The organism is Methanothermobacter sp. KEPCO-1 (assembly GCF_008033705.1).
Lineage (GTDB): Archaea > Methanobacteriota > Methanobacteria > Methanobacteriales > Methanothermobacteraceae > Methanothermobacter > Methanothermobacter marburgensis.
Genome location: NZ_CP042937.1, coordinates 1,464,024 through 1,477,891 on the forward strand (window position 1 = coordinate 1,464,024; position 13,868 = coordinate 1,477,891).

Sequence of the window (13,868 nt, forward strand, 5' to 3'; positions counted from 1 at the left end):
CAGTTCTTGATTCTTTAAGTGATAACATGAGAATCCTATTCATTGGCTCAAGGCTGTTCAATGACGTTGCAGACTATGCCTCATCAAGGGGAATTACCACCATACTCTCAGAGTCAAACCCGGAGGCACCCAACCTTGAACTCGCAGACTCATACTTCATAGTGCCCCGTGGCATGGAGGCACCAATGGAAATTGCACTGAGGGAGGATGTTGACGCGGTTGTACCCCTCATAGGTGTCGACGGTCCCCTGAGGGACGTTGCCAGGCTTAAGATGGAACTTGAGGAGAGTTATGGGATTCCAGTGGTTGCCTCTGGCGAAAGGGCGGCGGAGATCTCCACAGATAAACTCAAAACCAAGGAGTTCTTCACTGAAAACGCTATAAACACACCGGCCTATGGTCTGATAGGGACTGCAGATGAAGTAAAGGGGTTTCCCACGGTCCTTAAGCAGAGGGAAGGACAGGGAGGCTCAAATATAAAGGTTGCATCTTCAGGTGCTGATGTGGAGGAATACCTCAGCTCCCATGACTCCGCAATCATGGAGAAATACATACAGGGAGTTGAGATCTCAGTGGAGGTCCTCCGCTGGGATGGGAAAACCTTCCCCCTTGTGGCTGTGGACAAGGGCCCCACAAGTATGGATGGACTGCACCCCCTGGGAAAGGTGAAGAGGGCCCCTGCAGTCATTGAGGGTTTCAATGGAGATGAGGCCCTTAAAATGGCCTCCAGAATAACTGAACTCCTTGGAGCTGAGGGGAACACGGATGTTGACATGATACTCTCCGATGACGGTATCCTTTATGCCATAGAGGTTAACACAAGGCCCAGTGGGACAAGGTACATCTCTGAGGCCGCCACAGGTATAAATCCAATGCACAGCCTTGTGGACATGGCAACCGGGGACTGGAATCCCCATAAACTTAAAAGAGAGGATTACAATGCGGTGGAGATACCTCTGGGCAATCCGGGGAATATTGAATCCCTAATGCCTGATGGGGTAAATTGGCTGCTGCACGGGCCTCAGAATCATGTGAGGCTCACAGCAGGGGCTGCGAATAGGGAGAAGCTTGATCTGATCATGAAGAGACTCAGGGTGATATGATGGAGATTGGGTTAACAGCATTCATTGTAAGTGCGGCTGCTTCGGCGGCTTTCACACTCTTTATAAGGAACGTTCTGAGAAGTGCAGGTATCGGGGACAGGCCAATAGTTACAGAGCACAGCCACAAGGCAGGTACACCCACAATGGGGGGCCTTGGCATGCTCCTCGCAGTGCTTCTTGTGACCATTATCTACCGCAACAACCCCTACCTTGTCCTCACAGCACTCATAATCCTCACAGCAGCCATTGTGGGACTCCTGGATGACCTCATTGGGCTTAAGGTCAGGGAGGTCCAGAGGATAATCAGGAACGTATCTGAAAGTCCCCTTGAGGTGGGGCAGCTGGTGCTGAAGCCAGGGGAAGAGGCAAGGGCAGCCACAGATAAGGCAAAAAGGGATGTTGAGGAGCTACTGGAGAGTGGTCTTGTTGAGGTGGTGGGTGAGGCACCCATAAAGAGCGAGGTGAGTGAGGGTGAGAAGATACTTGCCCAGCTCATGATAGGGGTGTTCCTGGTTCTTGGAGGATCATTCACCAAACTTGGAGGATTTAATCTGGGTATTGCAGCGGCACCCATTGTTATTGGGGGGATGGTGGGTGCGATCAACGCCGTCAACCTGATAGATGGTATGGATGGGATGGCCTCGGGGATAATGCTCATAGCCTCCCTATCCTGTGCACTGCTCCTGGGATTATCTGCAGCCGCTCTTCCGTTTCTGGTTCTTGCAGGAATCTCTGCAGGCTTTCTTGTATTCAACAGGCACCCAGCCAGCATATTCATGGGGGACACAGGTTCATTTGCCCTGGGGGCAGGTTATGCAACCGCGGTGATGCTCACAGATACGGTTTACTTCGGTGTTCTTGCCATAGCTGTACCTGTGGTCTCAGTTATAATCAGCCTCCTTCATCGTGCAGGGGTCATCAGACTGCCGGTGGAGCCACTGCACCACACACTCCACTACCGTGGAATGTCTGAAAGGATAATCGTGCTACTATACTGGCTGATAACCGCAGCGGTCTGCGGACTTGGACTCTACCTCAGTGGGTTCACGTTCTGATGGTGTATGGGGTGGACATTGTGGAACTCTCAGGGGTTCACGTTCTGATGGTGTATGGGGTGGACATTGTGGAACTCTCAAGATTGCTGTCCCCCTCATCAGAAATCTCAGAGGATGGTGGATAGGATGGACATCGAGGAAATCGCAGGAAGGATTTCAGGAAAACTCCTGGGAAATGGCGGGGAGTTCAGGGGTAAATTCACAACCCTGGGGGCTGCAGAGGAAGGTGACATTGTTATAAGGCACTGGATTGACGATAGGGGGATCCAGATTGCCTCAGAAAGGGGTGTTGCAGCCATAATAACCCAGGATTTGAGGTCCGATGCCTCAAAGGTTCTTGATGTCCCCATCATCCTTGTGGATCGTATTGAAATCGCAAATGCCCTTGCACTATCATGGACGATAAACAGGTTTGCATCTTCCTCCAGGAGGATAGCTGTAACAGGTACCAACGGGAAATCAACCACCACCCACATGATCAACCACATCATAACCACAGCCGGCAGGTCATCCTACACCAATACAGATTCAAGGTCCGAGTTCAACACCCTCATCGACCCTGTAGTCGCGCAGCATATAGCAGAGGCCGCCAGCAGGGAGCAGCTGGAATTCATGGTCATCGAGGTTTCAGAGGTTCAGGGCTGGCTTGGAAGGGTTATGAGGGACCACGCCCAACTCATGACCTCAGCAATACAGCCAGAGATGGTTGTCATAACCAACGTTGCTATGGACCACATAGGACTGGTTGAATCGGTGGATGACGTCTTCAGGGAGGTTTCAGGAGCCCTCAGGGCGATGGATTCAGGGGTTGCTGTACTGAACTCTGATGATGAGAGGGTCAGGGCAATGGCAGATATCAACCCCCTCCTCAGGACGGTCTTCTATGGATCCCATGGACCTGTGAGGTACACTGGGAATGGGATCCACTGCGGAGATGATCTTATAATTCAGACAGATGAACTCCCATTCACAGGTGAACACTTCATACAGAACACCCTTGCAGCGATCACAGCAGCACTGGAACTGGGATTCTCATATGAGGATGTGAGGAGGGGTGTTGAAACTTACAGGGCACTTAAAAGGAGATTCACCCATCTCATGGATAATCCCAGGGTCATCGATGACTTCGCCCACAACCCAGACGGCATAAGGGCAACGGTCAGAAGCGCAGCCTGTGACCTCAAGGGGAGACTGTGGGTCGTGAATGCCATCAGGGGATCCAGGGGAGAGGACATCAACATCATGAATGCGGAGGCCCTGGCAGAGTCACTGAAGGACCTTGATGTGGAGCTCATAGTAACATCAAGCAGCGACCTTGTTGATGAGCAGAACAGGGTACTTGAAAACGAGAGGAGGGTCTTCCTGCATGTCCTGGATGAGAACGGGATAGGGTATACCCATATTGAAAATCTGAGGGACGCACTCAGAAGAGTCCTGGAAAATGCAGAACCCTCTGACACGGTTCTCCTCCTTGGTGCCCAGGGAATGGACCCTGCAGCGGATGTTATAGGAGATTTAACCCGTAAAAGCTCCTGAATTAACTTTTCAGGGGCGCTGGATATTTTGTCAGCATCTCAATCAGCACCATCTCCTGCTGCTCAATCTTTATAAACCCTTACATGGCTGCCTTGCAGTTTGTACTTGATGGTGGTTACTCGCCGTTGCTCAATCTTTATAAACCTTGAGCCAAGAATTAATATTCAGTAACTGTAAGAAACTGCAGTTTAAAGGTGAAGTGTAATGCTCATAAAGATCAGAAGGGACACGCTTGTGATACTCCTCCTGGCATTCATACTCATCCTGTCGGGGCGCGTGATGACATACCTTGCCTATGCCTCATCGATGGAGGATGAGGGGGGAGTTCCAATATCTGGTGTCATAGTGAAGGGTAACGATATAGTCCCACTCTCATCCATAAAGACCAACGTGTATGCTGCTGGATTCAGACCGGGGAGCTACATAAAGGGGGATATACTCGTAACATCCAAGAGGAAGGTTCCGCTGAGCGAGGCAATAGAAAACGCGGAGAAATTTGTTAAAAGAACAACAATTCCAGGTACACGTGTCACGCCAATAGCGGCTGCAGATGTGAAGGTGGACACCAGAACGGGTATAGTGACTGTCAATGTCATTGAGGACTTTTCAACAGTTAAAATCACTAACAGAACAGGAGGGTAACCGGTGCATAAAATTTCAAGGCTAATCGCCCTTATATTCATATTCAACCTTCTCATAGGTCCTGTATCCGCCACGATGAACGTCATCGTAATCACGGACCCCAACGGCGCAGATCCCAACGGCGCAGCAGCAGGGAGTATGTCATTTGCACAGAACATGTTCCAGTCCACATTTCTCATGTCCAAGGAGAAACGATTCGCTGTCCTCTCAGGGGGTGAAGGTGAGTCCATACCAAGGCTCATGGCGATAATGGATGTTATAAACCGCCTTGAGAATGGGGCCACAGCTGCAGAGGCCGCATCAGCAGCCAACAGTTACCCTGGGATCAGGGTCATGTGCGGAGGCCCGGGTATAGGTGCGGCTGTTGGCGGATCCTTCGATGCCTACGTGGTTATAGTGGAGGATGACGGTACAATAACAGTGACACCCTACTCAGGGGGGCTCGCTGTCCTCCCACCAGGGAAGAAGGGTGCAATAATACACCTCAGGAACACCCATGGTAACCCCAAGTACGGTACCGCAACAAGGGTGCGCCAGGAGACAGCGGTGAACATCGGTAAGATGATAAGGGATGGTTACTCAGCCACCTACATAGTTGGTAAGGTCTTCGAGGAGGTTGCAAAGGACGCAGGTGAAAAATACGGTGGTGGTGCAGTGAACCTTGCCTCAGGGGTATCCACCGGGGACATGTTCACCCCTGAAAACCTCAATGAGACGGGTTATCCAATGGATGAGCCCTACGTCAAGGTATGCGAGGAGTGCGGATGGAGTATAGGTTACCCCGCAGCCGAAAGCTATCAGGTCTGCCCGGTTGATGGGAGTAAACTCAAGGTGATATACGCCTATGAGGCCCTCAAGGACGCCATAACAGTGACCAACGGCTCTGTTTCAGTTTCGGTGTACGGAACAGAGGAGGCAGGTGTTGTGCAGACCACCCAGGAGATTGTGAGGGCATCGGTCAGAAAGAATGGTTACAGTGCAGAGGCCATAGCAAGGTCCATAAACAGGGCAATAAAGAACGGCTTCCTTGTGGGCGTGAACTATGTTGAACCCAAGGATATAAACGTCAAACCAAGTTCAAGGGCTGTTGGTGTCTACTACACACCACTACCAGATGATCGGACAGCACCCCCCATGGAGCTGCCTGTAAGTTCAGATCTCCTGGATCTCCTGGGCAACATACAGACCGCCCTGGGATTTGTAATGGTACTCCTGGTACTCTTCAGGAGCAGCCTGATAAGTTCATTCAGAAGGGATTAAATCCTTAAAAGAAGTGGTTAATGTGTCTCTAGTAATCTTAAGGGCTGATAGCAGGGATAAGATCCTGAATGCCCTCGCGGATCTTGAAAGACATGCTGGTATGAGGGTCAGGGGCAGGCCCCGCATAATGAAACCTGAAATCGCAGATAAAATGGCAGCATCCATTCTTGGAGGTAACCTCCGGACCAGGTCCACGGTTGCAGCTGCAGTTGAGGTGGAGGAGGGTGATACAGAGACCATAATGGCTGTGAGGAGGATACATCCACCGGCCCACATAATTGTTGTGAGCAGCGAATATGATGAATATGAGGACCTCAGGGAAATGTTTGGCACTCTAAAGGTCCTCAAGGGTTATTATTCATATAAAAAGAGGTGAGTGTCCACAGGGGGAATCATTCAACCCCTTTTTATTCTTGCTATATCACCTATGGTTGCTCCGCGGAACCCTCCAACCTCAATCCTTTCCTCTTCACCGGCCTCGAATTTCTCCAGGATCTTTATTTTAAGGAGCTTCTCGAGTTTCCTTGCAAGTTTGATGTCGGGTTCCATTCTCTCAGATTCAATCCTGTTTATGACTGAGACCTTCTCATTGATTCTCTCTGCGAGATCCTCCCTTGACCATCCCCGGGACTCTCTCTCAGCCCTTATGATCTCACCGTAACCCTCAACAACCTCATATAGGGTTTCCATTGGCCTCCTTGACCTCTTAGGGGCTCTCCTAACACCCGCCTTGGTGGGTCTTGGTCTGGAAGGTTCCCTGATGATTTTACCGAACTTAGAGCATTCTCTGCATACATCCATCACTGAACTGTCGATTTTGGTCTTCACAGGTTTTCCAACAATCTTTTTGCCGCAAATCTCGCATCTCATGAAGATCCCTTTTTATTTTATACTAGTTTTATCCCACCCCAATATTTAAATATTACTAGAAACAAGATAGTATACAACAAAATTTAAATAGGAGTGTTCTAAAATCATGGAAAATAACTCCCAGAATGTATTAAAAAAGATTGAGGACCTCAAAAAAGAAATTAGAATGCTTAAAGAGGAGAATTCAAAGACAAAAAGGAATCTGATGTGGAAGATCAGAAAGCTTGAGAAGGATAAACTTTTAATTGAAAATGAGAAGACAAGGCTTGACAGGGAGGTTAAATCTCTCCGTGGTGAGATTGAAAGATTCAGAACCCCGCCACTGGTCATAGCCACCATCACAGAGGTTCTTGATGATCACAGGGTCGCAGTTAAGAGCAGCACAGGCCCTCACTTCGTAATAAACTATTCAAGATTCATTGATAAGAAGCAGCTGGAGCCAGGTGCCAGGGTTGCACTCAACCAGCAGACATTCAGCATAGTGGATGTGCTTCCATCAGAGAAGGACCCCGTGGTAACGGGTATGGAAGTTGAAGAAAAACCGGACGTCTCCTATGAGCAGATAGGTGGCCTCGAGGAACAGGTACGTGAGGTCAAGGAGACAGTGGAATTACCACTTAAAAAACCTGAACTATTTGAGAAGATAGGTATAGAACCACCAAAGGGTGTACTGCTCTACGGACCCCCGGGTACAGGTAAAACACTCCTTGCAAAGGCCGTTGCACATGAAACCAACGCCACCTTCATAAAGATAGTTGCATCAGAGTTCGTCAGAAAGTACATAGGTGAAGGTGCAAGGCTGGTGAGGGGAGTCTTTGAGCTGGCCAAGGAGAAGGCCCCCAGCATAATATTCATAGATGAAATTGACGCTGTGGCAGCCAAGAGACTTAAGAGTTCAACAAGCGGGGACAGGGAGGTTCAGAGGACACTGATGCAGCTCCTTGCAGAGCTTGATGGCTTTGAATCCAGGGGTAATGTTGGTATAGTCGCTGCAACCAACAGGCCTGACATCCTGGATCCTGCACTTCTCCGCCCTGGAAGATTTGACAGGTTCATTGAGGTTCCACTGCCAAATGAGGACGGCAGGAGGGAGATCCTCAAGATACACACATCTGGAATGGCCCTTGCAGAGGAAGTTGACATTGAACTCCTTGCAAGGATCACAGACGGTGCATCCGGCGCGGACCTCAAGGCGATATGTACAGAGGCAGGTATGTTCGCCATAAGGGAGGAACGTGATGAGGTCACAATGAATGACTTCATGGACGCCGTTGATAAGATAATGGGTGTTGAGAAGGAAGAGGAATACAAGCAGGAAACCGGCGTGATGTTCGGCTAAACACACCGCAGCCTGTGATGAACCCTATGAGCTCTGAATAGGTGATGAATGATGGGCGATCTGAGGCTGTAATCCTATTATTTTTTTCTGAGATTAATTGATTATCAACTGGATTTCTTCCAGAGTAAGGCTTAGTTTTAGGATCTTCAGTTAGACTTCCTCCCAGAGGTCTGAAAGCACGGCTTTTCTATCGGTCATTACGAGTTTCGGTATCTTCCCCACCGTGCCTGCATGCTCACCCACCACAATCATAACCCCTCTGAAGTGCTCACGAAAGTCATCAGCCCTCTCAAGCGCGCTCTCAACCGCGGATCTATCATCGGGGCCATCCGCACTGTTGGCTATTGAGGTTGCAAGGGCATCTGCGGTGCTGGCCTCAGATGCGAATACCGTCACAGAGTCGGCCCTGCCAAAGCTTATGGAGTGACCCACTGTACCAGAGGACGTGCATATACCCCTGGGGGAACCTGGCTTCAGGAGAAAACCCACGGTCCCTGAAAGTGATGATGAACCGGCATAAAGTCCCACGGTAACCTTACGGTTGTTCACGAGGGCGATGTCCCCGCCATTGTCCACTATACTGCACCTGGAGCCTAGGCCCATGAGGTGCATGAGGGATAGCTGGGCTATTGTTCCCGCCACAGCAGCCATTGGTCCCACATCAGCCTTCCCTGATGCACGGGACATCATTCTCACTATAAGGGGCCCCTCACTCACATGGATGGGTTCAAGGGATGTTAAAAACTCGTGATTTCTCTGTATATGACCTATGAGTTTCATTCTCTCCCCCAAAATGAAACCAGCAACTCCATGGTCCTCGATATCGGTTCTGAGCCTTATATGGGTTTCCCCGATGTTTATATTCTCCGCTGTCATTTAATCAGTGCCCCTCTTCTATGCTCAATTCCTGAAGTTCTTTTCTGAACCAACCATTAGATATAAAAACACATGCAAACAATTATGTACAGTGAAGTTAACTCCTTTTAATCTATGTAAGTTCACTGTGATAACATGTTTGGCAGGGAGAGGTTATATCCAGGTGAAAGGGTTCTATATGAAACACGGCCAAGGTTCATCCTCAACTCAAAGTCATCCATCATAAAAATCCTGTTCCTTGCACTCATCATATACATCTTCCCGGCGGCGGTTAAATTTGCAGGGGACCTTGATAACCTTCTCATTATGAGGTACGGGTTCACGGTTGCAGATAAGGTTGTCTGGATTTTAACTGCTGCTTTTATCCTGCTGGTGCTCAGTGTGCTCTGGGATGTGATCTCATGGAGGAGCAGGCGCTACATAATCACCGACCACAGGGTTATAGTTGAGAGTGGAGTTTTAAGGAAGAGGAGGTTCTACATGAACCACAGCAAGATAGTGGACATATCCTTCTCACAGGGTATCATGGAGAGGCTCCTGGACTCTGCGGATATAGAGATCCGCGGCGGCCATGAGGATACCCACATAATCCTTGAGGATGCCCCATTCCCGGCCAGGATCGAGTACCACATTAACCGCTTCACAGAACACCGATCAGTTGATGAGGCAGAGGAGATACTCAGGGAACTATCATCAGAAAGACAGAAAGGGCGGGGATTCGCAGACCCCAAGTTCTGGGAGGATACAGATGAATTTGATGAAAACACTCCTGAAGAATCCCCCCATGAAATGGGAGGCAGTGAAGAGTCTGTAATGGAGAGGCATTCACGGAAATTCAGGAGGTCCAGAGAGGAGGGTGAGAATGACTGAATACGATGTCATCATCATGGGAGCCGGGCCGGCGGGTTCAACGATTGCAAGGCTCACTGCCAGCATGGGATTCAGGGTGGGCGTCCTTGACAGGAAAAAAATACTGGGTGTTCCCCTCCAGTGTGCAGGACTCATATCCCATAGGATAACCGAGGCAAATGTACTCCCGGACAACTTAATACTGAACAGTGTAAGGGGTGCGGTGCTGCATTCACCATCAGGCATAAAACTCAGGGTTTCCAGGAAGAGGCCCGAGGCACATGTGATTGACAGGACAGCCTATGACCAGTACCTTGCAGACCTTGCATGCGAAGCAGGTGCTGAGCTGAGAACAGGAACAGCCGTTAGGGACTTCAGTGAGGCCACAGGCGAGGTTGAGGTAAATGGAAGAACTCTTAGGGCCAGTGTGCTTGTGGATGCAAGGGGTCAGGTCGCTATCCGCGACAAGTACCCGGCAAGGCAGTTCCTTGTGAGGTTCAGGGACCAGGAAATGGACACAGACTTTGTTGACCTCAGGGTCGACTCACGCCTCTCACCAGGTTTCCTCTGGAGAATACCCCTTGATGAGAAAACAGCCCGTGTGGGTGCATTCGGACACCATAAAAATCTCAAGGATCTTATTAAGGGATTCATTTCAGATCTCAGCACAGATTTCAGGATCATGGAGAGCCACCATGGATTCATACCGGAACCAGACCCTGATATGGAACTTGTAGGGGGAAGATGCATCAGGATAGGTGATGCCGCAGGACAGGTTAAACCCACAACCGGCGGAGGCATAGTTCTTGCATCCAGGGCTGCCCACGTGGCGGCGGAGGTCATCCAGATGGCCCTCGAGGATGACATGGGGCTACTTGAGAACTACCAGGAAGCCTGCAGGAAGCTCTATATGGGTGAGATGAAGAACCAGATGAGGGTGCAGAGGACCTTCAGGATACTGTCTGATGAGGACCTCGACCATATCTTCCTCAAGATGAGGGAGTACGGTGCAGAGGAGATAATATCGAGGTACGGGGACATGGACATACAGACACCACTCATAAGGGAATTCCTTAAGAGGGGCCTGCTCTTCAGGATAATACCATCCATCCTCTCAAGGAAGGTGGCCAGCATATGGAAATGATGGTTATACTCTCACAGGAACACCCTGAACTCCCCTCTGCTGAACTCAAATCTGTTCTGAGGTCAGAGGGTATAGAATTCAGTTTGGTTGAGGATGGAATGGGATATGTGATTCTGGATGCCCCCCCATCTGCATGGAAAATCCTTAAGGGGAGGCTTGCATACGCCCATGAAATCTGCCGGGTCGCCGGATATTCCACCACCGGTGAGGTTCAAGGGACTGCAGAGAAAATTGACTGGAAGAGTCATATTAAGGGTAGCTTTGCGGTGAGGATAAAAAAGCTCAGGGGCGAGGTTGATGCAAGGGAACTTGAGAGAGAACTTGGGGCCATCATAAAAAATAAGACAGGAGCAAGGGTTGATCTTGAGAATCCCTGGACCCTTGTAAGGCCGGTACTCATTGACGACAGATTCATCCTCACACTGCGCCTTGCAGAGATAAGTAAGGATCACTTCAACAAGGCCAAACCACACAGAAGACCATTCTTCTATCCGGGCTCGATGAGTCCGAAACTTGCAAGGTGTATGGTGAACCTCGCAGGTGTGAGGTCCGGTGACAGACTCCTAGACCCATTCTGCGGTACAGGGGGGATACTCATAGAGGCAGGCCTCATGGGTGTGAGGGTGATGGGTGCGGATATAGACTGGAGGATGGTTGAGGGCACACGGAAAAACCTTCAGCACTATGGTATAACTGATTTTGAGGTTATAAGATCCGATGCCAGGGATCTGAGGCTTGAGGGAGGGGTGGATGCAATAGTGACAGACCCCCCATATGGAATATCAGCATCAACTGCAGGTGAGAGGAGCGAGAAACTCTACAGGGAGTTCCTGAACTCAGCATACTCAAATCTTAAAGAGGATGGTGTGATATGCATGGCAGCACCCCACTACATTGACCTTGAGGGACTCATCGATGATAGGTTCACAGTAAGAGAAAAATACTCCATGAGGATGCACAGGAGCCTCACAAGGATTATAAGGGTTATTGAAACCGTGTAACGGTATCAACACATTTTATGAAGTGAACAGGTGCGGGTTGGCGCCCTCCACCGCAGAGGACTGAACGCTTAACCATAGTCATCCTTTGCACAGAACTGAACACTTAACCATAGTCATCCTTTGCACAGAACTGAACACTTAACCATATATAAGTGTCGGAACTAAAATCTAAAATAACTATTTTCTGAGCACCTGAAAGAGGGATTAATTTGCAGGTTAGAGTACTTGACACCACACTGAGGGATGGAGAACAGACACCAGGGGTTTCCCTTACCCCGGAGGAGAAACTCAGAATAGCACTAAAAATCGATGATCTGGGGGCTGACATCATCGAGGCCGGCTCAGCAATCACATCAGAGGGTGAAAGAGAAGGTATCAGGAGAATCACATCAGAGGGTCTGAACGCTGAGATCTGCAGCTTTTCAAGGGCTGTCAGGGATGACATAGACGCCGCGCTCTCATGTGAAGTTGACAGTGTGCACCTGGTTGTGCCCACCTCTGACCTGCACCTTGAACACAAGCTAAGAAAAACAAGGGAGGAGGTCCTTGAACAGGCGGTGGACTGCACAGAGTACGCAGTTGACCATGGCCTCCTGGTTGAACTCTCAGCAGAGGACTCAACACGTAGCGACATGGAATTCCTCAGGAGGGTATTCACTGAGGGTATAGCTGCAGGGGCAGAGAGGATATGCGCCTGTGACACCGTGGGGATGCTCACACCTGAACGCTCCTATGAATTCTACGGTGAACTCTCAGAACTTGGGGTCCCGCTGAGTGTCCACTGCCACAACGACTTTGGACTGGCAGTTGCAAACTCCCTCGCCGGTTTAAGGGCAGGAGCATCCGAGGTCCACGCAACCATCAATGGCATAGGTGAACGTGCAGGTAACGCAGCCCTTGAGGAGGTTGTGGTTGCACTCAAATCACTCTATGATGTTGATACAAACATCAACATCGAGATGCTCTATGAGACCTCCAGAATGGTCGCAAGGATGACCGGGGTATACCTGCAGCCAAACAAGGCAATAGTCGGTGAAAACGCATTCGCCCATGAATCGGGGATACATGCAGATGGAGTCCTCAAGAAGGCGGAAACCTATGAACCAATAACACCTGAGATGGTTGGCCACAGGAGAAGGTTCGTCATGGGCAAACACATAGGGACCCATGCCCTCAGACAGAGGCTTGATGAGCTTGGAATGAAGGTCGATGAGGATAAGCTGATGAAGATATTCAGGAGGGTCAAGGCACTGGGGGATATGGGTAAATGTGTCACCGACGTGGACCTCCAGGCCATAGCAGAGGATGTTCTCGGGGTCATGGAGGACAAGGTTGTGGACCTTGAGGAGGTCACCATAGTCTCAGGTAACCGGGTGACACCCACAGCATCGGTCAAACTTAGGGTGGATGGTAATGAGGTCCTTGAGGCAGGTATAGGGGTTGGTCCGGTGGATGCTGCCATAGTTGCCATAAAGAAGAGCCTTGAGGACTTTGCAGATATCACCCTTGAGGAGTACCATGTGGACGCCATAACAGGGGGTACAGATGCCCTCATCGATGTTGTTATAAAGCTGAGGCACGGTGACAGGATAATAAGTGCCAGGAGCACCCAGCCTGACATCATCATGGCCAGTGTGGAGGCCTTCCTCAGCGGTGTTAACAGGCTGCTGGCAAATGAGGCAGCTCAGAATCAGAAGGGTGGTTAGGTGAATATAGATATCAGGGGATACCGTGGAACCATTGAAGACCTGGATGAACTCCTGAATGAGATAAGAGGGTTCCCATGCACACTCCAGCTTGTTGATGCCAGGGCCGTTGCAGGGAGTGACCATGCACTCCATGGTGCACTCCACGCCCTCAGGGCCTTTGAGAGGGGTCAGAATATTTCCAGCGACCCTGGAATTGAGATATGCCTACGTATTGCAGGTATCAGGCAGATAAGCCGGGCCCTTGAACTTTTAGGTGTCAGGAAGGGTGAAATGGAGATCTGCGCGATCCTTGTGGACTGCGAGACTGATGTCCAGGAATTCCTTGATTCCCGGTTCCAGAGGGATGACAGGGTCCTTGAACCAGATGAGGATTATCTCAGAAGCCTCTATGGTCTTGGGGAGGAGGTAAAAACAGTTGGAGTTGAGAATGCACTCATAGAGAGGACGACGATGCTCCAGGTTTTATAGTTTATGATGGGGATTT

The 13,868-nt window shown here is 49.9% G+C and carries 14 protein-coding genes; 12 read left to right on the plus strand and 2 right to left on the minus strand.

The window, feature by feature from the left end:
* Positions 1-26 precede the first annotated feature (26 nt).
* The 6 genes from FVF72_RS07865 to FVF72_RS07890 all read left to right on the plus strand — a co-directional run bounded on the left by FVF72_RS07865 (position 27) and on the right by FVF72_RS07890 (position 5,972).
* Positions 27-1,103: an acetyl-CoA carboxylase biotin carboxylase subunit family protein gene (locus FVF72_RS07865; RefSeq protein WP_013295947.1), complete on the plus strand. Its 1,077-nt coding sequence runs from the start codon at positions 27-29 to the stop codon at positions 1,101-1,103.
* On the plus strand, positions 1,100-2,158 hold the full coding sequence (locus tag FVF72_RS07870) for a glycosyltransferase family 4 protein (protein ID WP_048901211.1): 1,059 nt from the start codon (positions 1,100-1,102) through the stop codon (positions 2,156-2,158). The genes FVF72_RS07865 and FVF72_RS07870 overlap by 4 nt, the downstream gene beginning before the upstream one ends.
* A 126-nt stretch (positions 2,159-2,284) precedes the next feature.
* Positions 2,285-3,694, plus strand: coding sequence for a Mur ligase family protein (locus FVF72_RS07875; RefSeq protein ID WP_013295945.1), 1,410 nt, complete (start codon positions 2,285-2,287; stop codon positions 3,692-3,694).
* A gap of 204 nt (positions 3,695-3,898) precedes the next feature.
* Positions 3,899-4,336, plus strand: a complete 438-nt coding sequence (locus tag FVF72_RS07880; protein ID WP_013295944.1) for a hypothetical protein — start codon at positions 3,899-3,901, stop codon at positions 4,334-4,336.
* A 75-nt stretch (positions 4,337-4,411) separates the two neighbouring features.
* Positions 4,412-5,596, plus strand: a complete 1,185-nt coding sequence (locus FVF72_RS07885) for a hypothetical protein (RefSeq protein WP_147672029.1) — start codon at positions 4,412-4,414, stop codon at positions 5,594-5,596.
* A gap of 22 nt (positions 5,597-5,618) precedes the next feature.
* The gene (locus tag FVF72_RS07890; protein WP_147671793.1) at positions 5,619-5,972 is read left to right on the plus strand and encodes a DUF356 domain-containing protein; all 354 of its coding nucleotides are present in this window, start codon (positions 5,619-5,621) and stop codon (positions 5,970-5,972) included.
* A gap of 20 nt (positions 5,973-5,992) precedes the next feature.
* On the opposite strand, the gene FVF72_RS07895 is transcribed toward FVF72_RS07890, so the two are convergent.
* Complete coding sequence (locus FVF72_RS07895; protein ID WP_013295941.1) at positions 5,993-6,466, minus strand: multiprotein bridging factor aMBF1; 474 nt, start codon at positions 6,464-6,466, stop codon at positions 5,993-5,995.
* 106 nt (positions 6,467-6,572) lie between these two features.
* Here FVF72_RS07895 and FVF72_RS07900 point away from each other — a divergent pair, with 106 nt between their 5' ends.
* Positions 6,573-7,805, plus strand: a complete 1,233-nt coding sequence (locus FVF72_RS07900; protein ID WP_013295940.1) for a proteasome-activating nucleotidase — start codon at positions 6,573-6,575, stop codon at positions 7,803-7,805.
* 150 nt (positions 7,806-7,955) lie between these two features.
* Here the strand turns inward: FVF72_RS07900 and FVF72_RS07905 are convergent, their stop codons facing one another.
* Positions 7,956-8,681, minus strand: coding sequence for a UPF0280 family protein (locus FVF72_RS07905; RefSeq protein ID WP_013295939.1), 726 nt, complete (start codon positions 8,679-8,681; stop codon positions 7,956-7,958).
* Positions 8,682-8,816: 135 nt separating this feature from the next.
* Here FVF72_RS07905 and FVF72_RS07910 point away from each other — a divergent pair, with 135 nt between their 5' ends.
* From FVF72_RS07910 to cgi121, 5 genes are all read left to right on the plus strand, one after another.
* Positions 8,817-9,551, plus strand: a complete 735-nt coding sequence (locus FVF72_RS07910) for a PH domain-containing protein (RefSeq protein ID WP_013295938.1) — start codon at positions 8,817-8,819, stop codon at positions 9,549-9,551.
* Entirely contained in the window at positions 9,544-10,674 is a 1,131-nt protein-coding gene (locus FVF72_RS07915; protein ID WP_147671794.1) for a geranylgeranyl reductase family protein, read from the plus strand. The genes FVF72_RS07910 and FVF72_RS07915 overlap by 8 nt, the downstream gene beginning before the upstream one ends.
* Positions 10,665-11,675: a TIGR01177 family methyltransferase gene (locus FVF72_RS07920; protein WP_147671795.1), complete on the plus strand. Its 1,011-nt coding sequence runs from the start codon at positions 10,665-10,667 to the stop codon at positions 11,673-11,675. The genes FVF72_RS07915 and FVF72_RS07920 overlap by 10 nt, the downstream gene beginning before the upstream one ends.
* A gap of 209 nt (positions 11,676-11,884) precedes the next feature.
* On the plus strand, positions 11,885-13,381 hold the full coding sequence (locus FVF72_RS07925) for a 2-isopropylmalate synthase (RefSeq protein ID WP_013295935.1): 1,497 nt from the start codon (positions 11,885-11,887) through the stop codon (positions 13,379-13,381).
* Complete coding sequence (cgi121, locus tag FVF72_RS07930; protein WP_013295934.1) at positions 13,382-13,852, plus strand: KEOPS complex subunit Cgi121; 471 nt, start codon at positions 13,382-13,384, stop codon at positions 13,850-13,852.
* The last annotated feature ends 16 nt before the right edge of the window (positions 13,853-13,868 follow it).